Annotated in this window: 20 protein-coding genes; 3 read left to right on the top strand and 17 right to left on the bottom strand. The window is 53.5% G+C overall.

Going from position 1 to position 22,064, the window contains the following annotated elements; translation table 11 throughout:
- Positions 1-2 precede the first annotated feature (2 nt).
- The 9 genes from C5O19_RS24935 to C5O19_RS24975 form a co-directional block, all read right to left on the bottom strand.
- Positions 3-542, bottom strand: coding sequence for an acyltransferase (locus tag C5O19_RS24935; RefSeq protein WP_104716088.1), 540 nt, complete (start codon positions 540-542; stop codon positions 3-5).
- Between the two features lie 23 nt (positions 543-565).
- Positions 566-1,390, bottom strand: coding sequence for a hypothetical protein (locus C5O19_RS24940; protein ID WP_104716089.1), 825 nt, complete (start codon positions 1,388-1,390; stop codon positions 566-568).
- Positions 1,391-1,401: 11 nt separating this feature from the next.
- Complete coding sequence (locus tag C5O19_RS24945; protein ID WP_104716090.1) at positions 1,402-2,349, bottom strand: hypothetical protein; 948 nt, start codon at positions 2,347-2,349, stop codon at positions 1,402-1,404.
- Positions 2,350-2,389: 40 nt separating this feature from the next.
- The gene (locus tag C5O19_RS24950; RefSeq protein WP_104716091.1) at positions 2,390-3,691 is read right to left on the bottom strand and encodes a lipopolysaccharide biosynthesis protein; all 1,302 of its coding nucleotides are present in this window, start codon (positions 3,689-3,691) and stop codon (positions 2,390-2,392) included.
- Between the two features lie 13 nt (positions 3,692-3,704).
- Positions 3,705-4,802, bottom strand: coding sequence for a GDP-mannose 4,6-dehydratase (gmd, locus tag C5O19_RS24955; protein WP_104716092.1), 1,098 nt, complete (start codon positions 4,800-4,802; stop codon positions 3,705-3,707).
- 16 nt (positions 4,803-4,818) lie between these two features.
- Positions 4,819-5,778: a GDP-L-fucose synthase family protein gene (locus C5O19_RS24960; protein ID WP_104716093.1), complete on the bottom strand. Its 960-nt coding sequence runs from the start codon at positions 5,776-5,778 to the stop codon at positions 4,819-4,821.
- Between the two features lie 24 nt (positions 5,779-5,802).
- On the bottom strand, positions 5,803-6,471 hold the full coding sequence (locus C5O19_RS24965) for a sugar transferase (RefSeq protein WP_104716094.1): 669 nt from the start codon (positions 6,469-6,471) through the stop codon (positions 5,803-5,805).
- Between the two features lie 211 nt (positions 6,472-6,682).
- Positions 6,683-8,980, bottom strand: a complete 2,298-nt coding sequence (locus C5O19_RS24970) for a GumC family protein (protein ID WP_104716095.1) — start codon at positions 8,978-8,980, stop codon at positions 6,683-6,685.
- A gap of 968 nt (positions 8,981-9,948) precedes the next feature.
- A complete protein-coding gene (locus tag C5O19_RS24975) occupies positions 9,949-10,476 on the bottom strand; it encodes a DUF2911 domain-containing protein (protein ID WP_104716096.1) in 528 nt (175 codons plus the stop codon).
- A gap of 201 nt (positions 10,477-10,677) precedes the next feature.
- Between C5O19_RS24975 and C5O19_RS24980 the strand changes: the two genes are divergently transcribed.
- The gene (locus C5O19_RS24980; protein ID WP_104716097.1) at positions 10,678-12,189 is read left to right on the top strand and encodes a M28 family peptidase; all 1,512 of its coding nucleotides are present in this window, start codon (positions 10,678-10,680) and stop codon (positions 12,187-12,189) included.
- A gap of 57 nt (positions 12,190-12,246) precedes the next feature.
- Positions 12,247-12,534 carry a hypothetical protein gene (locus C5O19_RS24985; protein ID WP_104716098.1) on the top strand — a complete coding sequence of 96 codons (288 nt, stop codon included), beginning with the start codon at positions 12,247-12,249 and terminating at the stop codon, positions 12,532-12,534.
- Positions 12,535-12,537: 3 nt separating this feature from the next.
- Here C5O19_RS24985 and C5O19_RS24990 read toward each other — a convergent pair whose 3' ends face one another.
- Positions 12,538-13,995, bottom strand: a complete 1,458-nt coding sequence (locus C5O19_RS24990; protein WP_104716099.1) for a capsule assembly Wzi family protein — start codon at positions 13,993-13,995, stop codon at positions 12,538-12,540.
- Positions 13,996-15,230: 1,235 nt separating this feature from the next.
- Here C5O19_RS24990 and C5O19_RS24995 point away from each other — a divergent pair.
- Positions 15,231-16,115, top strand: a complete 885-nt coding sequence (locus C5O19_RS24995; protein WP_243406511.1) for a class I SAM-dependent methyltransferase — start codon at positions 15,231-15,233, stop codon at positions 16,113-16,115.
- Between the two features lie 42 nt (positions 16,116-16,157).
- Here C5O19_RS24995 and mobC read toward each other — a convergent pair whose 3' ends face one another.
- The 7 genes from mobC to traK are packed head-to-tail and all read right to left on the bottom strand — an operon-like array spanning position 16,158 to position 22,057.
- Positions 16,158-18,128 (bottom strand): conjugal transfer protein MobC, encoded by a 1,971-nt coding sequence (mobC, locus tag C5O19_RS25000; protein WP_104716101.1) that lies wholly within the window; start codon positions 18,126-18,128, stop codon positions 16,158-16,160.
- 14 nt (positions 18,129-18,142) lie between these two features.
- Positions 18,143-19,195, bottom strand: coding sequence for a relaxase/mobilization nuclease domain-containing protein (locus tag C5O19_RS25005; protein WP_104716102.1), 1,053 nt, complete (start codon positions 19,193-19,195; stop codon positions 18,143-18,145).
- Entirely contained in the window at positions 19,180-19,497 is a 318-nt protein-coding gene (locus C5O19_RS25010; protein WP_104716103.1) for a hypothetical protein, read from the bottom strand. The genes C5O19_RS25005 and C5O19_RS25010 overlap by 16 nt, the downstream gene beginning before the upstream one ends.
- Positions 19,498-19,501: 4 nt before the next feature.
- A complete protein-coding gene (locus C5O19_RS25015; RefSeq protein ID WP_104716104.1) occupies positions 19,502-20,251 on the bottom strand; it encodes a DUF4138 domain-containing protein in 750 nt (249 codons plus the stop codon).
- Entirely contained in the window at positions 20,248-21,291 is a 1,044-nt protein-coding gene (traM, locus tag C5O19_RS25020) for a conjugative transposon protein TraM (protein WP_104716105.1), read from the bottom strand. The genes C5O19_RS25015 and traM overlap by 4 nt, the downstream gene beginning before the upstream one ends.
- 11 nt (positions 21,292-21,302) lie before the next feature.
- The gene (locus C5O19_RS26135; RefSeq protein ID WP_165796127.1) at positions 21,303-21,452 is read right to left on the bottom strand and encodes a hypothetical protein; all 150 of its coding nucleotides are present in this window, start codon (positions 21,450-21,452) and stop codon (positions 21,303-21,305) included.
- Positions 21,449-22,057, bottom strand: coding sequence for a conjugative transposon protein TraK (gene traK / locus C5O19_RS25025; RefSeq protein ID WP_104716106.1), 609 nt, complete (start codon positions 22,055-22,057; stop codon positions 21,449-21,451). Before traK ends, C5O19_RS26135 begins: the two co-directional genes overlap by 4 nt.
- Between the last annotated feature and the right edge of the window lie 7 nt (positions 22,058-22,064).

Below are 22,064 nucleotides of genomic sequence, written 5' to 3' on the forward strand. Positions count from 1 at the left end.
CTTTACTGGAATAGTCGTTTGTACGAAGCATCGTAGGTATACGCCTGTTCACTGGAGCGTTTCTTGATTTCCTGAGCGGGAATACCCGCTACTACGCTGTAGGGAGCCGTGGACTTGGTGACCACAGAACCGGCCGCCGCAACGGCCGCCTCACGTAGGGTTACGCCGGGTAAGATCATCGCCCGGGTTCCTATCCAAACGTAATCTTCCAGGGTTACGGCTTTTTCCCGGCCCGCCATCGTCGGGGAATTCATGTCGTGATCGGCCGTCAAGATGATCACCTCATTGGAAATGGAAACGTTGTTGCCAATCGTCACCGAACCCCGCGTATCAATGCGGCAGTTGGGATTAATTACGGAGCCCCTGCCCATGGATAATCCTCCGGCACAATCAAAGGAGCAACCCATCAAAATGTAACTTTTGGGACCAATGGTAAACTTCATCACCCGGCGGTAGTACCACAGGCGAATGCGGTGGCTGGGAATGCGGCTAATCCACTGATTACATACATACAATCGGAATTCAGAAAGGTATCTTGCCATGGCAAACCATGATTAAAATCGGTTCAAATAAGGCCCCGCTGCTGGGCCTGCTTACTGAGGTAGGCCACGTAGGTCCGTACGCTCTCCTGGGTCAGGTGAATCCCATCCCAGGTTCGATACTGGTAGGCAGAGTCCTGCTCAATCCATTCGTAGGATTCCGGCGGAAATAAGCTACGCACGTACTGCTTCTGGAGCTTGTATAAGTCGGTCTCCTTCAGGCTCTCTTCAATGGGCATTTCAAAAAATAGAATCTGGCAGCCCTGAGCCGTGAGGCCGTTGATGCGTTGCTTCAAGCGTTCCAGCTCGCGCGTAAATGGCTCACTGATATGGAAATGCTCGTAATTCTTCCGGTGTAAGGCCAGCCACTCCTGGAAATGCGGCGTCTGCCCTGAAAGAGCGGGTGCAGGTCTTACCTGGTGCAACAGCCGTTTCACCCAACGCAAGGGATTATTTTTCCGTTGAAAACCCGGCAGATAGTACTGGACAGGATACCCAATCCGGTGAAACAGACGATCGACGAGCTTCGCATCCGAGCCCTTGAATAAATAATTGGTTTCTACGAAGATCACCCGTGGCGTCCGGCGGCGGCGGGCAATAATTTCAATCCCTAAACAGCTACTGCTGTAGGGGAAGAACAGATTAAAGCTACGCGAAGGCTCGGGCAGGTATTTGGTAAAGTCACCGATAAGCCCGGAGCCCACCCATACGATTTCAAAAGGTTTTCGGGCATAGATGTATTCCTGTGCCCGACCCTCCGGGGTAAAGTGGACCCGGGGTGGCGAGGGAAACAGCCAAAAAAAACCGTGATAACCCAGAAATCCGCCTAGTAGAAGTAACGTTGCCGTCATCGGTATCCAGATTAAGCCCGCCGATAAAACCGACCGATTGCCGAAGCAATGGTCAGACCTACCTGCTTGCGTTGAATGTGCCAGGAATGGTACGTAGCGATGGGTCCTTGCACGTTTTGCCAGAAGCATTTATCCGGCAAGGACGGACTATTGCCCTGCAGGGCACTCCAGATGTAGTTCTTTTTCCAGGGCTTGGGGGAGCCGACCGCGTGCGACATGGTATACCCGCCGTACACAAAGTCCATCCCTTCTGGTCCTATTTCACTCAAGGGAAACTCCGAACACATGGCCGTCATATTTAAGGCATCCTGATCGGTACCGTAGAAAGGATGTTCCCGGTTGGTAGGCATGAACTTGCTGGGATCAAACTGGTAATAGCTAAAACCCGTCTTTAGAATCAGCGACCAAATATCAAGAAAGCCCAAATCCCGGCGTGATACGCCGCAAAAGCCCCCGTTGATGTAGGACTGTAGTTTACGCTGCGGCTGGAGATTACAGCGATCGATTAATTTGAGCCATTCCATCCGAATGGGATGCGAATAGGGCATGTCGTTACTCGTAATCTCATGAACAAGGGCTACGCCATAACTCACCCAATTCAGGTAGAATTCCCATTGGCACTTCACGACAATATCCGGATCGAAATACAGGATCGCATCGGCCCCACTGCCGTAGTTATTGAAAATGCGGAGCATAAACTCCGGCTTGTAATTCGTCAGATGCCAAGTTGTTTCTAAGGGCAGAAAATGAATGTCTAATCCTTGGGAAGGGCTGAAACTTTGGCTGCCGGGCCACCCTAAAGCCGGATTTTCAACGGCCTGTTCGGCCCAGAAGGGAACGCTTCCACGGTAACCCACGTAGAGCACGCCACGAAATCCTCTGTTGTACAGAGAATTCGCCAGAGCCGCAACGCCGTAATGATAATGACCTTCAAAAAGAGTACATACTATCGCATTCATAAAGGGAGAAAGACAGTCTTTGAGTGTGGCTTATCTGCACTTAAAAAGCTGCAGGATCGGTTTGTCGAGGTGTTTGGTATATTTTAAAGCAACTGTAGGTAATGCTGACACAAACCTGTACGCAGGCTATACAAATGTTCAAGGTGATGACGCCGAGCAGCGTTCCTACTTCCAGAAACCAGGTACCTGCTACAATGGGAAGTAAACTCAAGGGAATGGAAACCAGCGGCTTCATGGCCCATCCCCGGCTACTGTACAAGGCGTAGGTAGAACCGGCAATCCAGTTCAAACAATTGCCCGTCATGTTCAGGGTCAATTCCCCTTCCAAACCCGTATACTCTGGTCCCAGTACCCAAAGAATGGGAGTAGCCGCCATCCGTACACCCGCGATGGTGCAGAAAGCGACGACTAACAGCCCCAGTTGAATGCGTAAAAAATGCCGGAAGAGCTGCGATCGATCGCCAGACAGCCGGGCAAAACGCGGGGAAATCAAGGTCGTAAACAAGGTACTAAAGACCGTAACCACTACCGACAAGCGATCCAGGGCTCCAATACGGGCAATGGAAGCGGTACTTCCCAAAAAGGAAAGTAGCCAGATGGTGATTTGTCCGGAAACGCAGTAATACAACGTGTAGGGCAAAATTCGCTTCACCATGCCCAAAAGCTCCTTTTGTACGGCGGGATCGGGCGTTTGCTTGAGGTCGAGCAATTCGCCAGACAGGGCTTTCAACTGCTTGTTTCCCCACAGACGCGGGAATCCATTGGCCAGTAGGGCCACAAACGTCCAAGGACACGTAAACAAGGTTAGGGCCGTCAGTACCAAGCGTCCCAAACTCACGGCGAGCTGGTTTTTTTGCAAAGGCTTTACCCGCTGGTGTAGCTTGGGGGCTACTTCCCAAAGCGTGTCCGATAAAGCCGCAAAAAAGGCGGGAATCAGGGCCAGCACGATCAAGGTAGTCATTAACGCACTCGCCCCGTGATGGAGTAACAGGTAGGCTAATAAGGGTAGCGCCAGTACTAAACTCCCCACCGCCAAACGGAGTCTTAGTTTCAATCCCGTTGCCACTACGGCTCCCAATTGGCTCGGATTCTGCCACACTTTGCCTCCCTGGGCCATCACCCCCGCTCCGATTCCACTATCGGCCAGTACTACCATGCTTCCCAGCAGGGTATTCGCCAGCGTATACAAGGCGTATTCACTGGCGGGCAATAAACGAATAACCAAGATTCCACCGACTAAACTGGAACCTTGTACGAGCACTTGAGCAGCTCCCGTCAAAGACAGGAGTTTGCCCCATTGCCACAAATAACTCGCCTTAGTGGTTAATTTTATCTCATTCATCCAAGCAGCGGTTTTACCCGATGAGGTGTTCAATTTGCATTTTACTCGAGCGGCGGAAGACCTCCACATCCTTCTCCACCATCTCCCGAACCAGCATCGCCAGATCGTACTTAGGCTCCCAGCCCAGCTTCGTCTTCGACTTGGTCGGATCCCCAATCAACAGCTCCACCTCCGTCGGACGGAAGTAGGCCGGATCCACTGCCACTACGCAGCTGCCTGCCTCTAACTGAAATTCTTCGTTGGAGCAGCTCACCACGTAGCCCTTCTCCTCTACGCCCTCGCCCTTGAAGGCTACTTCCACGCCAATTTCAGCAAAGGCCAGTTTCACAAACTCCCGCACCCGCGTGGTCACCCCCGTGGCAATCACGTAATCCTCCGGAGTCTCCTGCTGCAGAATCCGCCACATCGCCTCCACGTAATCCTTGGCATGACCCCAGTCCCGCTCGGCGTTCAGATTCCCCAGATACAAGCACTTCTGCATCCCCAAGCCAATCGCTGCTACCGCCCGCGTGATCTTGCGCGTGACGAAGGTCTCCCCCCGAAGCGGTGATTCGTGGTTAAACAAAATCCCGTTGCAGGCGTACATGCCGTAGGCCTCGCGGTAGTTGACCGTGATCCAGTAGCCGTAGAGTTTAGCTACGGCGTAGGGACTCCGGGGATAGAAAGGCGTCGTCTCCGATTGAGGAACGGCCTGCACTAAGCCATACAGCTCCGAGGTCGAAGCCTGGTAGATTTTCGTCTTCTTCTCCAGACCCAGAATCCGTACCGCTTCCAGAATCCGAAGCGTGCCGATGCCGTCGGCGTTAGCCGTGTACTCGGGGGTATCAAAGCTCACCTTCACGTGCGACATAGCCGCCAGGTTGTAGATCTCATCAGGCTGCGTCTCCTGGATGATGCGAATCAGGTTCGTGGAATCGGTCATGTCCCCGTAGTGCAGCTTGAAGCGCACGTTAGACTCGTGAGGATCCTGATAGAGATGATCGATCCGCTCGGTGTTGATCAAAGAGGCACGGCGCTTGACACCGTGCACCAGGTAGCCTTTTTCTAAGAGTAACTCCGACAGGTAAGCGCCGTCTTGGCCGTTCACACCCGTAATTAATGCCGTTTTCATTGGAAGAAAGAATAAGTTAATAGGTCACCGGATACGCAGTTCTAGGATTAAGGTGTGCGCCCAGAAAATCCTGGTAGGTCATTCGCAAGCCTTCTTTTAATGAGGTTCGATGCCGCCAGCCCAACGCGTATAAGGGCGACACGTCCAGGAGTTTCCGCGGGGCTCCATCGGGTTGGGCGAAGTCGAAGGCAATCTCGCCCGCATAGCCGACCGTGCTTTTCACCAAGTCAGCCAACTCCCGAATACTTATGCCCTCCCCCGTACCCACGTTCATGGGCTCCCGGCCTTGGTAATGCTGCATGAGATACACGCAAGCATCGGCCAGATCATCGGCAAAGAGAAATTCCCGGCGGGGTGTACCCGTTCCCCATACGTTCACGCTAGGCGATCCCGCTAGAGTAGCTTGGTGGAACCGCTGCACTAATGCCGGCAGTACCTGGGCCTCTTGCGGGTGGTAATTATCTCCCAGCCCGTACACATTGGTGGGTACAGCCGTTATGAAATTGGCTCCGTACTGATCGCGGTAGGCTTGGCAAAGTTTAAGCCCCGCGATTTTAGCTACGGCGTAGGATTCCGTAAGCGGTTCCAAGGGGCCTTGCAGCAAATAATCCGTCTTTACGGGCTGAGCAGCCAAACGGGGATACATACAGCTACTCCCCAAAAACAACAGTTTTTTTACCCCATATTGATAAGCCGCGTGCAGGACATTGGCTTCGATCATCAAGTTATCGTAGAGAAACTCCGCCTGGTACGTATCATGGGCCGTGAGCCCCCCTACCCGAGCCGCCGCAAGAAATACATACTCGGGTCGCTCCTGAGCAAAGAAACGATTTACTGCTGCCTGATTACGCAAATCGAGCTCTACCGAACTACGTTTAAGAAGTTTACGATAGCCCCGCTGTTGCAAATGATGGATAAGGGCCCCACCCACCATTCCTCGATGGCCAGCTACATAAATTTTACTAGATACGTCCATACGGGCGATTTAGAGATAAACAAATCAGTGAGCTTTTTCGTCGCCTTGGATCATTTTCTGTACGGTCCACCAGCAAATCTTCACGTCCAAGCCGGGTGACTGCTTTTTTATGTACCATTGATCGAGTTTCAAGCGATGTTTCATCTGCAACAGATTGGCCTCCCCGCGATAGCCGCGACTTTGGGCTAAACCGGTGATACCGGGTTTGATGAGGTAACGAATGGCGTAGTCAGGAACCAAATCCCAGTACTGCGCATCGTGTTCCAGCGCGTGCGGCCGGGGCCCTACAATGCTCATGTCTCCCCAGAGCACGTTTAAAAATTGCGGCATCTCATCCAGATTGGTTTTGCGGAGGAACTTGCCTAGGTTGGTCACACGCGGATCGTTGGGAATAGCCTGACAAAAGGGGGCATTGACCTGATACCGCATGGTGCGAAATTTCAAACAGTTAAAGTGGCGTCCGCGCCGACCGGTTCGTCGTTGAATGTAGAAGATCGGGCCCGGAGAAGAAAGCTTGATCCAAATACCAATCAGGGGTATCATCCAGGAGAGAACCGTTGTGATCACTAGCCCAGCCATCAGCACATCAAAGGCCCGTTTTCCCCAGACCGGTACGACGGGTGATGAGGCAGGTACTGGTTTAGGTTTGAGACGTAGTTTAGGAACAGTGAATACAGGTTCTACATAGCTCATGGTTTCAGGTGTGTTAGTAGCATGGGAGGTAATCGCCCTCATGGGGCTAATCCTGGGCAGTTCCGCTGGGCAAAGCGGGTGGAAGTAGTGCACGGACGAGTCCGGCACTACCTACCCTTTTCCTGGCATACAGTTGTTCGATTCAGAAGCGATTGGCGTCTAACGCTTCGCTACATACGTTACCTAAGTCCGTGCGTTCCCCGGGCGGAGGTTAGGATAATTTCTGAAGTTCCTTGGGACTATAGGCATATTGATAATAGGCCGAATCCCGTTTGTTCTTACCCATGCCGTTAAGAATGATATTCAGCTTTTGGAAACGCTGTTCGCGGTACAGTGTATCGAGCGTCTTTAAGTACGTTTTGGGGGTTACATCCTGCCGTACCAGATACATCGTTGAATCGGCGTAGGGAGCTATCAACTGAGCATCCGTGACTAGCCCAATGGGTGGGGAGTCGACGAGAATATGCGTAAACCGCTGCCGTAGTTCTTCAAAGAGTTGCTTGAGCCGTGGGCTACTGAGGAGCTCGGAAGGGTTGGGTGGAATGGGCCCGCTAGGAATGATGTAATAGTTGGTATAGCCGGGGATTTCGTACAAAATTTCATCCAAGGTAGCTTCTTCGATGAGGTAGTTGGAAATGCCCACGGTATGATTCAGATCCAAACTCTTTTGTAACTGCGGGCGACGCAAATCCATTTCTAAAATCACCGTTGGGTAGTTGACCAACGCTAAGCTGGCTCCCAGGTTCAAGGACACAAAAGATTTACCTTCCCCACTGATGCTGGAAGTAAATAAAAGCACCTGACTGTCCGTAGCCGCCTTTAAAAACTGTAGGTTCGTACGCAGGGACCGGATTTGCTCGCTGAGTACGGACCGGTCCGCAATGACAAGTCCGCCACCGCCTTTACTCTTAACGACTTCCCCCAGAATGGGAATCTGCGTCACACCTTCCACGTCGTTGCGTTGCATGACGCGGTTATTGACCGAGTCCCGGCCGTAGATAAAGCCAATGGGTAAGAGAAAGCCTAACAGGGCAAAGGCCAGGTACACGTTTCGCTTGACGGGTTGAATCGGTAACTTCCCGCTACGGGCCGCATCGACCGTCCGGCTATCGGCAATCGTAGCCGCGTGCGTTACCGCCGTTTCCTCCCGCTTCTTGAGTAAGAACGTATACAGGTCGTTTTTGATGGCCTGCTGGCGAGAAATATCGAGTAACAGACGCTCCTTACGGGGAATGCCGCGGAGTACCCTTTCCATTTTGGAATTGGTGGCCAGCGTTTGTGCTTTGGAGGTGACCAGCATGGTACGCATGGTCTGCACATTATCCCGAATGTTGGCTTTCACGTTGCGAATCTGACTCTCCATGATTTGAAGCAATGGGTTCATTTCATTGGAAGTCCGCAGGAGTTGCTCCCGCTTGAGTTCCAGTTCAGATACCTGGCCGATTAATCCTAAAAGTACCTGATCATTCAAACCCAGCGTGGAAGGAGCGCCGCTGCGGTCTTTACCCCGCGAATCCAAATACCGCTCGATGTCACCCAGGGTTCCTAATTGAATATTGATTTCGTTCAATCGGGAGTCGTTTTCCTGAACGCCGTGCAAGAATTTTTCGGCCTGAACGCTTAGATCCGTAATGCCGTGCGTACTCTTATAAGACTCGACGTCTTTTTCAACCGTTTCCAGCTCGCCCGAAACCAAACCCAGACGTTCGTCGAGAAAGCTTAAGGTATTTAATGCCGTTTTATTTTTATCACTTATGGCCGCCGCGTTATAGGCTTCAATCAGCCCATTCAAAATGGCTTTCGCCTTGGCGGGAACCGGGTCGGTGATGCTTAGTTCAATGACCGTAGACTGTTTACTTTTCGTATCAGCCGTTAACTGGCTTAAGTAGCCTTCTACCACTTCATCCCGGGACAGGACCTGTACCTGCAGCTCAGGCATGGCTTTGAGGGGTGTCCAGGCCGGAATAAGCCGTAGCTTTCCGTAAGGCGTTTGAACGCTTTTATTCAAGGGATATTCGACGCCATCGATGGCCACGCGATTATTGCCAGGGAAAGTCACTAGCAAAGGGTTAGCATAGATCGACTCGTTCAGACGTTCGACGACCACGTGCACGGGTATTAAATCATAAATCTCCCGTTTACCAAAGTTAGATTCTACAAAATAGCGCACATCCAAATCCAGCTTATCGACCACCTCATCCATGAGGGTATACGACTTTAAAATCTCGATTTCATTATCCACGAGCTTTTGCTGACCGAAGATGTCCAGGCCTTTGAGCATTTCATCATTGGCGGCTCCTTTCTGTTCATCCTTTACCAGTAAGCTGGCTTTGGCCCGGTAAATCGGAGCCTGATACAGCAGGTAAACATAGGCCAGCCCTAGGGCACAAGCCACAGACAATACAAACCAGGGCCAACTTTTCAGGTAGCGTCGAACGGCCGTCCAAAGTTTGGATTGCTCAGGATCAATGACCTGGTAGACTTCATAAGCGGTAGCGGGCGTTTCCATAAAATTCGGTCAATCAACGGGATTGGGTTTGTAAGGGTATGGGACTATCAAAGGGGCATACGCTGACCATCGCTCCAGCGTGACAAGCTGAGCTTCGGGCAGGGCGTGCCAGGCTTTCCTATCGGAGAAAGGCACGCGGTTTCGTACGGTTTGGTGGCGGATACAAATCGTTTGCTGCCCGTTGAGGCAGGTAACGAAAGGATATAGCAATAGCCCGGAAGATCTCACGCTACAAGTTATACGTCTAAACAAAGCCCTGGGCCCGTTCACGCATACCTACGTGTACTTCCATTGAGTACTGCTTTAAAGTTTTCTGCTGAGACAACCGCTAGAGGACAAGAAAACGGAGTCTAAAAGACCAAGTCTCTGTTTCTAGAGCAATCGCTTATGCTACTGTTATGGCTCAAGGGGGATTGACTTAAGCCCGGTGGAAAGATACGTTTCTTGAGGGTAGATTCAGAGCTAATCCTTCCCCTGACACACATGCCTGCATACTAATTCTCAGGTAGTCTTGGTCTGGCGGAGCTAGGACTAACAGCTAAATTTGAAACTAGCACAAGGGGCAACTTGAGCAAGGAAACGTACGGATACTAAAAATAGAAGCAGATATGGGCGGAATAATCTGGCCTCAAAGACAACTCGACAATAGTTCAGGTTAAACCGTGTAATGAGTCTGGCCTCATAATAGAAGCTTAGGTCAAAAGTAATCTTAAATTTCAATTAATTTAATACTTAGCAGGAAAAAATATTTAATTTTTTTAAAATCTAACTAAAGTTCAGTTTTTCAGTTAATTAATCCTCTTAAAACCCTATTTAGTGGATAAATCGCTGGGTATTATGCTTTTTCAGAAGGCTCTAGCGTACTTACGAAAAGATAAAGGGTAGATCATTTTCGTTACGGTCCCGAGGATAGACCATCAAAAAAGGTCGCCTTGCCTAAGACGACCTTTTTTGATGGTTACGAAACTTTATTTCACTTTAAAATCCACCAGCGTATTCGCCCAAGCCATACTAACGGTACCGGAGTTGGCTACCGTAATGGTAAACTTCTCGGTCATTTGTGGAGCCTTGCGTGCAGGTACCGTTACCCGTAACACGTCATCGGTCTGCTGGTACTTATAAGCACCCCACTGCTGAGCCGTCTTATTAAAGATGATGGTCCACTCCTTTTCCCCGGGAATGGTAAACAGGCCGTACTTACCGGCGGGTAATTTTTTACCTTCTACTTTCAAATCACCCGAAGTTTCAAAGGTGGTGGCCTCATTGGCACCCGTACGCCATACCTGACCGTAGGGAGCTATCTTCCCGCTTTTATCCCATACATCGCGGCCCTTTACCGAAGGCTGCGAATACTCAATGGTAATGGTTTTTCCATTGACTTTACCCATGGCCTGAGCCGGGGGGCTGGGGCGTTTGGATTTGTCTTCAGGTTGATTTTGAGCAAAGCCTACGAAGGCAAAGCAAAGAACAAGGAGGGTAAGAAGTGCTTTTTTCATGTGATGCAATACAGTTAAGACCTACAAAAAACGTCGCTACGCATTAAATGTTCGTGATTTTGTGCGGTTTTTTTGATGAATGGCACCTACAGGCCAAACTTTTCAAGCAATTTAGCAGATATGAAAGCCCTTTTCAAGGTCAGTAAGCTCTCCCAAAGCGCGTCTACCGGGCTTAAAGGCAAGAACCTAACAGAACACCGAATGAAATTTTTGCTTCAGGCGGCCCTTTGCGGCGTGCTGGCGAGTGCCTCTTTACAGGCCCAAACACCCAAAAAATCCAAAGCAGCTACCCCAACCAAAGCCTTGCCCGAATTCGCCCTAAAGGAAGCCACGGTCGGGCAACACGTTCGCTTTTTGGCTGCGGATGAAATGCTGGGTCGGCGTACGGGTGAAATCACCAATAATGTAGCGGCCCGCTACCTGGCTGAATACTACCGCAGTTTGGGGCTTAAACCAGCGGCTGGCGAAGACTACCTGCAAACGGTAAACCTCGAACGGGTAACGCCCGGCAGTCAGGGTTATTTGACCTACGGTAGTGATACCTTAAAGGTGAAAGAGCATTTCATCAGCTTTTCGGGGGAGTCGGCCTCGTTTCAGCAGGCTCCCGTCGTTTTTGCGGCCTATGGCCTGGAAAACGATTACCAGGGCCTCGACGTGAAAGGAAAAATTGTCGTTGCTCAGTTTGGCACGGCCGATGCTAAATCACCCATGGAAGGTTTTGAATCGGCCGAGCAAAAGTCAAAGATCGCGGCTCAGCACGGAGCCTTGGCTTTGATTGAAGTATTACCGCCGCAGTTGCCCTGGATGAGCGTAGCCAATTATTTTGGCCGGGAGCAAGTCCGTTTAGCCGCGGACGGTACTTCGCCCGCCTCACTCCCCCACTTATGGCTGGGCGGAAAAGCAGCCAAAGGTTTCAACCGCGACCAAGTCAAACAACTCTCCGGTCAAACGCCCAGTCAGAGCAAACAGGCGATTCGCTCCTTTAACGTAGCCGCCGTACTAGAAGGTACGGATCCGGTTCTCAAGCAGGAATACGTGGTTTTATCCGCCCACTTCGATCACGTAGGTACGGGTAAAAACGGGGGCGGTACCTTTACGGCCGCTGACAGCATCTTCAACGGAACCCGCGACAATGCCTTCGGAACGGCAGCCGTACTCAGTGCCGCCCAGACGCTTACCAGCGTGAAGCCTAAACGCTCGATTCTGTTTTTAAACTTTACGGGCGAAGAACTCGGGCTCCTGGGTAGTAAGTATTACGCCGAACACCCACTCCTACCCATGAAATCCTGCGTGTATAACCTGAATTGCGATGGTGCAGGCTACAATGATACGACGCTGGTTACCGTCATTGGCTTGGAGCGTACGGGTACGCAAACCGAATTTGAAACCGCCGCGGCGGCGTTTGGATTGAAGGTGAATGCCGATCCCGCCCCCGAGCAGGGACTCTTTGACCGATCCGACAACGTTAGCTTTGCCGCCAAGGGCGTACCTGCCCCGACGTTTGCGCCCGGCTTCACGAAGTTTGATGCCGGTTTATTTAAATTCTACCATCAGGTCAGTGACAATCCGGACTCGATTAGTTATCCGTATTTACTTAAATATTGCCAGACCTACGCTTATGTGGCACGTCTGATTGCCAACCGTGCGAGTCGTCCCCGCTGGAGTAAGGGCGACAAATACGAAGCCGTCAGTCAGCAATTATACGGTCAATAGCAGCGACGCATGGGGGGCCAGGTTTGGACCCCCCATGCCTTTCTTATCCTTAAACTTATGGCCATGCCGGCGGAGTTACTCCTTGAGGTCGAACGCATCCATCAGCAGCTTCAGGATCAGACCTATGCCAAACGAAATGCACGGGACCCTTGGGTACGCCACTGGGCCTTTCAGTGCTTGGTGAAGGCCGGGCTTCTCGTCTCTCGGGGTAAAACGTACTACAGTCTAACCGAAAAAGGCTACGACATTAGCCATAATCCGGGACTACTCCCCTGGGTAAGCCAGCATGTTCAGCTCAGTTGGTGGGAACAGCTACAATGGAAATTGACCCGGTTGCTGGCTTAACCACTACGGGTGTCCCCAGCCCCCTACTTTACGCAGACTGAATAGCAACCCGGCATTCTGGGAAAACAGATCACCCCGATCCAGGGCTAGCTTCAACCCGCCGAAGAGTCCCCGCCCTAAAGGAATGGCGGGTAGAGCCACGCTCATGGAAAATTGCCTAAACCGATGCGAATCGGAGCGGAAGGGATCATCTACGTAGGTCGTACGCGTGAGGAGAATCTGCACGGGCACCCATACTTGCGCTTCCAAGCCCACATGCCAGGCCCGAAGGGCATTATTATTGACCGAACGTGGCCGGTTTAGATCACTGTAGGTTTGGCGTAGGGCGTAGGGAATATCTTTGGTGCGGGTAAACAAGGGGGTACCAATGATGTAATTTTCGTGCACCCAGCCGTCTAAATATTGGCCGTTATAAAAGTAGTCGTCATACCCCTTGGGTCCCCGGCCACTGCGGTTGAGCGTCGTAATATATTCCAGGGTCAGCTGCCGAAGTTGAAAGGCTTTACCAGGGGTCGTTGTTTTCCAGCGTAGACCGAAGATGCCGTCGGGAAAGTTTTGAAAAGCAACTCCGGACATGTCTTCGTAGGCGTGCTGATGATAGAATAGCAGTTGAAAGCTCCGTAGGTTGAGTTCCAATCCCAGATCAATCGAACCTAGTTGATTCCCCACCCGATTCAGGGTATCGTGCCCCGTTAACTGATCATTCGCATTTCCTTCCAAACTTCCCGGCCAGAGTACATTTTTAAACGCGGTCCAGTTGCGAGGCAAGTGGCCATTACGCGTCAAACCCGGTTCGAGGTAAGCGGAATACCCTCCCCATTGGACGAAGTGAGTCACGCCACCGTATAGATGCCATTTTTGCTTCCCTAGGCGCACAAACAGGGCTTTGCTGTGCAACCAGACGTTTTTCATGGAATCCGTATCGGTAAACCAGCCGTGACTCATGAAGGCATTAACCGCCACCCAGCCTTTGGTAAAGCCTAAGGGAGCGTAATCACGCGTTCCTAGCCTTACCTGCGTAATAGGCACGGCATTTCCCGAATACGCATACGAACCCGAGGTCAACAGGGTGTCCGTCAAGCCGTTTATCTCCCGACGCCGCCCCACGTATAATTCAACATGGCCCCGCTCCAGCCCTACGTATGCCTGAGGCAGTACCACCTGAGGCGAGCGGGTAAGCTGCCCTACGGCCTGTACACTGGCTTTCAGCGTCCAGTTTCCCGCCTGCCACCGCCCCCCCAGGCTCCCGTTGAACAAAGCTCCCGGCGAAGCCCAGGGTAAGGCTCCAAACTGATTCGTTCGCAACCAGAAAGGGGTTTGGCTACGCTGAGCCGTCCAGCCACTGAGTTCAGCCTGATAATAGAGTCCGGTATGAGACAAGGTATCTGGTCGGTTGAATTGGGCACAGGCCGATCCATACGCCAAAAACCATAGGCAATACCGAAGGAAACGAAAAGACATGGGGTAGCTGGTTTGGGGAAAGGTACGAAAAAAACGCGGTTCGATGGACGGCTTTAAAAATCGGACGCTAGCCGGAAGGTAAGACGTTCATGAAACGTGTAAGCAGTGCCCTAAACGCTTGTCACCGCCTGTGCATCGGTGTCGCTTGTTTCATTGAAACATTAAAAAACCCCAGGCTCGTTTGCCTGGGGTGAGATGTTACTCCCTTCTTTTGTCATACCGCCATATGACGAAATAATGTTTGAATATACATTAATTACGTTTGCGTGTCAAGACCCTACTTTTGGGGCTATCCTAGCTTTACTAACGTAACGAAAGTCTAAACGCCGCATAAAAAAGTCTTTAGCAATCGTATGAAGCCTTTTTTGGAGTTAAACCTCTAGTAACGCTTTTATGCAGTCTTTTCAACAATGTAACCTCAACGCTATCATTCGTAACGTCAGTGCTAGACATTTTTTAAGCTATAATAGATATAGACAATGCATAGACACGCTTGCAAGGCAACGAATAATTGTAGTTCTATGCATCTAGGTAACGCCTGTCGTATCAATTGAAACATTTTTGATGCCCTTTCTGGGAAGGTGAGGGCATATTTGCTCTCGTTATTGTTTTACCAAAAGCCCTATCAATACTCCTTAATCAATCCCCCCGGCTGTGGCTGCCTCCACGGCTGATTTACCCCCGCTTTAATTATGTCCTTTATTTCTAATTCCGCCAATTGTCCCTATTGCCGTTGTAAAGACACAGAAAGACGCCGACGTCCGTTACTGGTCAAGTTTTCGCTATTCTTTTTAAATACGCGTTATTACCAGTGCATGCGTTGCCGCCGTTCCTTTCTGCAACTATAAAGCTATTGTATTAACCCCCCTGAACCCCTAATCGGGCATTCCCGGGCTTCTGTTGGCTGGACAGAAGTTCCGGGTTTTTATTTGTTACGCCTGCAAGCTCATCTCCCTTGGCTGCTTTCCCAAATCCATCCGCCTGTCTATCAAGCTCCTATAAAAAAAAAGAGGTATTTGTCGCTTGTACAACTACGTAGGATTTACTAGTTTTGATGCGTATCCCCGCCTATCCTTTACACCAACCTATACCTATCTACGTCACGTCCGAAGTAAAGGACCTACGGCTCCTGCTTTTTCTATTCCTTCCTTTTCGAGCAGATCGCCCCGAATCCCGCTTTCTTTTCTGTTTATCCTACGCTTTCTGTATGTTTTCTAATCACTTAACGTCTTCGTATGATGACTGCTACTCGATTACAGGAAACGCTTGCCCCGTATTTGACCGCCCCGGGTCAGGAAAAAGATGGCTACCTGGCCTTTCCCATTACCCATCCCACGGAAGGCCTGCGGGCCAACGCTCATTATTTTGACCATCCCGAATGGGCCGAAGAGTATTTAATCTACTGTCACCGCAGTGAACCCTTCAAAAGCCGCTGGCAGGCCGCCACTGGGGACTGGACGGACAAAGTCGTCGTTGACATTGGTTGCGGTCCGGGTAACATTTTTGCTACGCTGCAGGGCAAACCCAAATTGCTCATCGGCGTAGACGTCGCGCCAGGATCACTGGCTTTTGCCGCCCAACAGGGCTATGTGCCCGTACTAGCCGATGCCACGGCCCTTCCCTTTACCTCGGGCTTTGCCGATTTGGTTACGCTTAATGCTACGCTTCATCACTGCGATGATATGCAAGCCGTTTTAGCGGAGGCCGCTCGCCTGGTCAAGCCCGGAGGCTTGCTCATTACTGACCACGATCCCCAATTAAGTGCCTGGAACTACAAAGGCATGGCTAAACTGCTTTGGAATGCCCGACTTTGGTATTATAACTGGATTGGCCACAGCTTTCACAAATCCAATGTGCAGCAGGAAGCCGCGCTGGCCTCGGAAATCCACCACAAACCCGGACACGGCGTTACCCCGGAGCTTTTCCAACAAACCCTGGAGCCCGCAGGCTTTCGGGTGAACCTATACCCGCATAATCACGAAGTGGGTGCGGAAGCCCTGCAGGGCGTTCACGGAAAAGCCGAGTTGAAGTACCGCTTAGGCAACCTGCTTTCCGCCCGCAATCCCGACGCGAAGACCAGTGCCTTATCGCTGATGTGCGTCGCTCAGAAGCGCGCGTAACCTACCTTCGCCAGCCGCCACTGGCTTTTTCTTTGCTTTCGCTTAACGCTTTTTCTGCACCAGCAGATGCTGCAAGCGCGGATCCCGCTGCATCTCATCCAGGCAATCCCCTACCAGCGTGATTACCTCTTCACGTATACGTTTCACCGTCTGATCAAGCGTATCCGCCCCCAGGGTTCTTACGATGGGCACATCCGTAAATTGTTTTTCCTCCCGGGCGAGTGCTGCATGGTCATTGCGAATGCGCGCGTGAAAAGCCTTGCGCGGAATCTCACACCCGGGCTCATCGCCCACGAGTCCCACAAACTCCCCCGAAGACAACGTAGCAATCCGTGAAACGGGCAAGGCATAGTCCAGGTGCTGGGCGTGACTAAAAGAAGTATCCGTACGATTGACGGAATAGCTCCTGCGATCCTGCACAATCTTACCGATGCGCTCGGAAAGCTGCCGGGCCGTCTCGCCCGTTACCTGGCCCGCGATGACGTTACTCGTTAAATTAAAAAGCACGTCAGCGGGGTCCTTGCCATAATCTTTGCGTAACTGACTTAAATCCTGCAGGGCTAAGGTCACCGCGATTTGATTGGAGCGCGCCGTAGCCAGGGTTTTGTCCATTTCGTGCAGGTAAATCGTCGGAAACTCATCAAACACCAGACTGGCCGGATGGCGCCCTTTCTGGTTACAGAGCTTGAGCAGACGATTGACGTACAGGGACACGATCGCCCCGTTGGCCGCCGAGCGCAGGGGGTTGTTGCCCATGCAAATGATCTTAGGACGGGCGGGGTCATTGAGATTCAAATCAAAATCATTGCCGGATAGCAGATAATACATCGTGGGGGAAACCAGCTTGGCCAGCGAAATTTTTACCGAAGCCAGCTGCCCTTCAACCTGCTCCATGGCATTGTTGAGATACGCCGAGACAAAGGGACTGACGCGTTTACGCAGGTCTTCGTCGCGTTGCAGCACGCTAAACAGGCGGTCATAATCCATGTGCAGGAGTTCAATGGCGTGCGGGAGCGTGCAGTAGCGACCGTCTTGGTAGAGCCGCAGAAACCAGAGTAAGGCCGCCAGCAGACTAAACGAGGAGCTGACAAAAAAGTCCTTCCGCTGAATCCAGTCCCGGTTCAGACTCAGCAGCAAGGTTTCGGCCGATTCATCGGCGTCCTGCAGGGTCAGCAAATACGTTGCCGCTACGGGGTTACAGCGGTGCGAGCGGGACAAATCATCAAAATTCAGCACGTAGAAGGACAGGCAGGAGCGCTGCTGGCGATAGTGGTAATAGGCAATGCGGGTTAAATCATCGTACTTAAAATCGTAGATAAACATCGCAAAGCCCTTGGCCAGATGCTGCTGGATGACGTGCCGAATGACAAAGTAGGATTTTCCCGCGCCGGGCATGCCCAATACCATCAGCCCCCGAAAGGGATTAATGACGTTGATCCAGCCGCGGTGGCGTTTACCCCGGTACATAAAGTCCGTCGGAAAATGCAAAGCGTAGGCATTGGGAAGCCGGCGCTGCTCCTGGGGAAAGGTTTCATTGGCGTGATTAAAGGGCTCGCCCTGCCAGTGCTTTTGAATAATGCGCGAGACTTGACTCCCGCCGCGCAACAGCAGTAAATACCCTCCACCCGTTAGGCCCAGGTACGTGCTCACCAGCGTCGGGGTGGGCCAAGCGGTAACGAACACCCAGGGACTCGTTGCGTAGAGGACCAGGCCCACCCCCATCCATAGGGCCGCGGCAGTTACCGAGTAGCGTTCATCCTTTCGCCCCTGGACGCCGAGTAAGGAAAGGGCTAAAAATCCCAGGGCTAATAGTTTAGAGGTAGCCAGGGTATCAAAGAGGCCCGTCTGGGCGATGTGCCGCAGCAAACGGTCCGTAATCGGATGGGTGAGCTGCCAGCCCAGAAAGGCCTGATACCCGTAGTAATAGCCGTGAAGGCCCAGCAGACTGACGCTAATGAGTCGCGTCAGGTCGAGGATGCCGCGTAGCGCCTGCGTGTTTTCTCCCGTGTTCATGCGTAGTAGCCAGGTTACAGGTGAAGACGCGGGCGTAGGTTGGGTGCCGCGTCAAGTTCGGGTACATGCCGGGCGCGTAGGCCCTGTTGGAGGTGAGTCGGACTGAGTTGAAAGGCTTTTTCCAGGCCCGGTCCCTGCAGGCCTGCCGACAGGCGCGTGGCCTGCACGGCAATCGCCCGCCCGTGATCGACGTACACCAGCGCGCTATCCGTTAGCACGGCCTGGATTGCCTGACCCCGCAAGGACGCCAGGAAGTCGCTTAGGCTTGGCGAGCGCTCCAGACACCAGCGTAGCTTGTTTTCCAAAGCGCGGGGGGCACTGGGCTGGAGGGCGTGCCAGGCAAATTGTTTTTCCAGCGCCGCTAACGTGGGCTTGCCCGGCAGCTTACTGGCCGGAATGGGAACCGAATGCGACTGCCCTTGCCCATCCAGCCGCTGGTAATACAGGCCCGGCACGTGACCGGGGCCCGGGTTCCGCTGGCGCACCTGTAGCGCATACCCCTGCAGAATCGCATTGAATTCCACCAGGCTGGTGTAGGCGTAGGTTTGGCGGATGTGGGCTACCGTGGCAGCCAGTGTAGGCGTCTGGGCCGGGTAAAGCGCACGCGCCTGGCGCGCGGGGATTAGGCCCCAAGTCAGTTCCAGGTGCTGAGCGGCTTGCTTGATGGCGTAAGGCGCCGCATTGATGCGCCGCCCCTGCGCCGTAATATTGGTCGTGAGCACGTGTAGGTGCGGGTGCGCTACGTCGTGGTGCTGGTAGACCAGATAGGGCTGGCGGGCGTAGCCAATGCGCTCGAGGTAGGCTTCGGCCATCTGTTTGAGCCGCCGCGGGGACAGGGCATCCTTCGGGTGAAAATTAAGCGTCAGGTGAACGTAGGGCTTTTTTACTTTTTTATTGAGCTCAGCCCGCTGTTGCAGGCGCAGGCGTTTCTGGGACAGGCTTAAGGTTTCGGCCGCCCGGGGATAATAGCCCGCATCGAGGCACTGCGCCTGGCCCTGGGCTACTTTTTGCTCGTTGTAGTGCAGGGCCCGCTGAATCTGCCGGGTGGCACTCATGATGGCAACCATAGCGGAGTAAGGGTTTCAATGAGCGTTTGTAAGCGTTGAATAGCTGCGGCCAGCGCCGGTTCCTGGGGACGTTCCAGTAAGGTTTCCAGGTGATGGCGTAGCAGGACTAATTCTTCCAGGGCATCGTCCAGGGAAGCATTGCGGTAGCGCAGGGTCACCGGTTTTTGCAGGAGCAAGCGGCGGGCATAGGCCGCCGCCGACGGGTAATTACTTTGCTGTACCTGCTGACGGAACGTCGCGTACTCTTCCAGACTTAACCGGGTGCATACATACCGCCCTTGAGCTGTTGCTTTTTTTGACATAACCTTACAGGGGACGGGCGGTTTGCAGGTGACGCGGCGAAAGGGTCAGGGTCAGGCGCCCCCCGCCGGTTTTTTCGGCTAGTTCCAGGCGAAGGACCTTGCGGGGGTTCCAGGACTGGGCCGGCAGGGCCACCACCAGCGGCTGCTGCTGACCGGGCGCGACCTTGACGGGCACGAACTGTAGCCCCGCAATCGGCACGTGTTGCCGGGCCGTTCGCTTCGGCAGGCGGCGATCCTGCAGGCGGGCCTCCACGGTTCCCGTCACCCAAGGAAGGCGCGCGGCATTCGTCAGCGCCAACAGCACATACAATCGCTGCTCGTGCCGGTAGAGTCCCCGTACCCGTAGCTTGGCTCCACCCCGCCGGACGTGGGGCCGGCGCAGAAAAGGCCGCGCCTGCAAGGCCCGCTGGGCAGTCTCACTAAAAGTCACCGATCCTTCCCGGTGCCGCCAGACCAGGGGCTGAGGCTGCTCCTGGTAGCGCAGTTCAAAGCTGTAGAGTTTCCCGTCGCTGGTAATGACGGTGAGGTTGGTGGGCTCGAAAGCTTTGCGGGCCGCCTTCACGAGCAACACGTTGTCCAGAGCCTGGGACGACTCGGCGAGCACCTGGCCACTGCCCCGATCTACGCTCAGGATGGACGTCGGAAAAATCAAGTGGGTGGTTTTTCGAAAGCTTAGCGCTAAAGTATCCGGTGGGGTTTGCCCGCGACTAGCTAGGCTTAGGGCCAGGAGCCCCAGTAGAAGCAAACGTTTCATAAACGGCTAGGATTTAAGGGTTGAAGTAGCACCTGATAGCCCGCGGGCAAGGTCACCTTGCGGGCCCGGCCGTGTTTCTGCAGCAGCGTTTGCGCCGTCTGCAAGCCGAGTTGCGCCGCCTGCGTTTCCAAGCCCCCGACGGGGAGCATCAGCCGCTGGGCCGAGCGCTGGGCGGATTCCTGGAGGGATTCCCGCGTCAGCGAGCCCGGAACCAACAGGCCTTCGATGCCGTCGACATCGTAGACCGTCAGTTGGACGGGCAGTAGCGTTTGCCCCCGTCGCAGGCTCACGATGGAAATCAGCAACCGCTCCCCCCGGAGCTGCGCCTGTCCACAGAGCGGCTGCTGGGCGGGCAGTTCCATGGTCCCCAGGCGTCCGGGTTCGGTCAGGCGCAAGCAGACAGTAGCCCCCGGCTGAATTGTTTGGGTGTGAGCAATCTCTGCCCGCAAGGCCGCAGGCGGGCCTGCCTGGAGGCTTAGCCCGTAGAAGGCATTGGATAAACTGTCGGGTCGAGTGGCCACGACGGGGGCGGTAGCCGCGGGAAGGGAATCCGTCGCCCCGCGTTGCACGAGAATCACCTTGTCCAGCAAGGCATGCAAGGCTTTCAATTCCGGATCTGGCCCGGGATCGGGTCGCGGTAAACGCGGCAACCCGGGGGAATCGTGCTCGGTGGCTAGCACCGGCGGCAAGCGGACCGGGACTTCGGCGTAGCGATGCTCTAAGGCATCGAGTTGGTGCATCACCTGGGTCCGCTGGCGCTGACTGCGCTGCCAGGCCTGCTGCTCGAGGGAATCCGCCGGAAAGCGTACCTGGTCCAGTCGGCTGGAATCCAGGGCGGCCTTTTCGTAGGTCTTGAGCTTGTCGAGGATACCGGCCTCTTTAAATACCGCCTCGGGCAACCGATCGTTCAGTTTACTTTCCACCGGAGCCTGGGGTCCGCCCCCGCCCAGCGCGTAAAAGGCCAACGTGAGTAGCGGAACCACGAGCAGAGGCAACCAAAGCAGGGCCCGCTGCGGCGGAGTCAAAGTCGAGAGCATCATCGCAAGAAGGGTTAAGGATGTAAGGAAGAATCCGCAAAGCGCGCATTGGCGGGATTAAAAAGCTCCAAAGCCAAGAGCAGGACCAGGAGCGCCAGGGGTAAGGCCCAGGCCAGCAGCAGGCCATAGGTGCGCCAGGGTTCGGGCCAGGAGCGCCACTTCATGGCCGAATGTCCCGGTTTTCCAGCGTCGTCCAGCGCTCGATTAAAAAGCCATGGGGATTGTGCTCGGAGCGTCCCACGCTGCGCAGACGTCCCTGCGTGACCAGGCGCCGCCGCACGGTATGACTGCTGCGAATCAAGCGTTGCGTGGCCACGCAGCGAAAACGATAGGGATGCTCCGTGGTATTCACGCTGATGCTGTCGACCTCGATGCGCTGACTTATATTGCCAGCGACCACCCCGGCATAGTACCCGCTCTCTTTTAAATTGTCGTAGGCTTGCTTGGCTGAACCATCGGCCAGGTAGAAGGCCTGACGCAGATTGGCCTGAATGAGTTTTTCGTCGGGATCCAGCGTAAAAAAGTGCTGATGAAAGGTTTTGACGTGATCGCGGGTTTCAATGGCTAGTTGCTCCTTTTGGCCGGCGGCGTACGCTTCCAGGGCCTGACCAGCCGCCAGAACGTAGACGCGCTGGCGGCTTTCTGTAATCAAGCGGTGGCTTAGATACAGGGCAAAGGCTCCCAGGGCCAGACTACCGGCGATGACGCAAAGGGTAAAGGTGCGCAGGATGCGAAAAGCGGCATCCAGGCTACGAAGTCGTTGGAACATAGCGGTG

It is taken from the genome of Siphonobacter curvatus (assembly GCF_002943425.1).
Taxonomy (GTDB): domain Bacteria; phylum Bacteroidota; class Bacteroidia; order Cytophagales; family Spirosomataceae; genus Siphonobacter; species Siphonobacter curvatus.

Excerpts from the sequence above, each read along its gene's own strand:
- C5O19_RS24935 (WP_104716088.1), bottom strand. The coding sequence starts at position 542 with ATGGCAAGATACCTTTCTGAATTCCGATTGTATGTATGTAATCAGTGG.
- C5O19_RS24960 (WP_104716093.1), bottom strand. The coding sequence starts at position 5,778 with ATGGACGTATCTAGTAAAATTTATGTAGCTGGCCATCGAGGAATGGTG.
- C5O19_RS24970 (WP_104716095.1), bottom strand. The coding sequence starts at position 8,980 with ATGGAAACGCCCGCTACCGCTTATGAAGTCTACCAGGTCATTGATCCT.
- C5O19_RS25015 (WP_104716104.1), bottom strand. The coding sequence starts at position 20,251 with ATGAAACGTTTGCTTCTACTGGGGCTCCTGGCCCTAAGCCTAGCTAGT.
- gmd (WP_104716092.1), bottom strand. The coding sequence starts at position 4,802 with ATGAAAACGGCATTAATTACGGGTGTGAACGGCCAAGACGGCGCTTAC.
- C5O19_RS24975 (WP_104716096.1), bottom strand. The coding sequence starts at position 10,476 with ATGAAAAAAGCACTTCTTACCCTCCTTGTTCTTTGCTTTGCCTTCGTA.
- C5O19_RS24945 (WP_104716090.1), bottom strand. The coding sequence starts at position 2,349 with ATGAATGCGATAGTATGTACTCTTTTTGAAGGTCATTATCATTACGGC.
- C5O19_RS24950 (WP_104716091.1), bottom strand. The coding sequence starts at position 3,691 with ATGAATGAGATAAAATTAACCACTAAGGCGAGTTATTTGTGGCAATGG.
- C5O19_RS25010 (WP_104716103.1), bottom strand. The coding sequence starts at position 19,497 with ATGTCAAAAAAAGCAACAGCTCAAGGGCGGTATGTATGCACCCGGTTA.
- C5O19_RS24965 (WP_104716094.1), bottom strand. The coding sequence starts at position 6,471 with ATGAGCTATGTAGAACCTGTATTCACTGTTCCTAAACTACGTCTCAAA.
- C5O19_RS24985 (WP_104716098.1), top strand. The coding sequence starts at position 12,247 with ATGGCCATGCCGGCGGAGTTACTCCTTGAGGTCGAACGCATCCATCAG.
- mobC (WP_104716101.1), bottom strand. The coding sequence starts at position 18,128 with ATGAACACGGGAGAAAACACGCAGGCGCTACGCGGCATCCTCGACCTG.
- C5O19_RS25005 (WP_104716102.1), bottom strand. The coding sequence starts at position 19,195 with ATGGTTGCCATCATGAGTGCCACCCGGCAGATTCAGCGGGCCCTGCAC.
- C5O19_RS24940 (WP_104716089.1), bottom strand. The coding sequence starts at position 1,390 with ATGACGGCAACGTTACTTCTACTAGGCGGATTTCTGGGTTATCACGGT.
- C5O19_RS26135 (WP_165796127.1), bottom strand. The coding sequence starts at position 21,452 with ATGAAGTGGCGCTCCTGGCCCGAACCCTGGCGCACCTATGGCCTGCTG.
- traM (WP_104716105.1), bottom strand. The coding sequence starts at position 21,291 with ATGATGCTCTCGACTTTGACTCCGCCGCAGCGGGCCCTGCTTTGGTTG.
- C5O19_RS24990 (WP_104716099.1), bottom strand. The coding sequence starts at position 13,995 with ATGTCTTTTCGTTTCCTTCGGTATTGCCTATGGTTTTTGGCGTATGGA.
- C5O19_RS24995 (WP_243406511.1), top strand. The coding sequence starts at position 15,231 with ATGATGACTGCTACTCGATTACAGGAAACGCTTGCCCCGTATTTGACC.
- traK (WP_104716106.1), bottom strand. The coding sequence starts at position 22,057 with ATGTTCCAACGACTTCGTAGCCTGGATGCCGCTTTTCGCATCCTGCGC.
- C5O19_RS24980 (WP_104716097.1), top strand. The coding sequence starts at position 10,678 with ATGAAATTTTTGCTTCAGGCGGCCCTTTGCGGCGTGCTGGCGAGTGCC.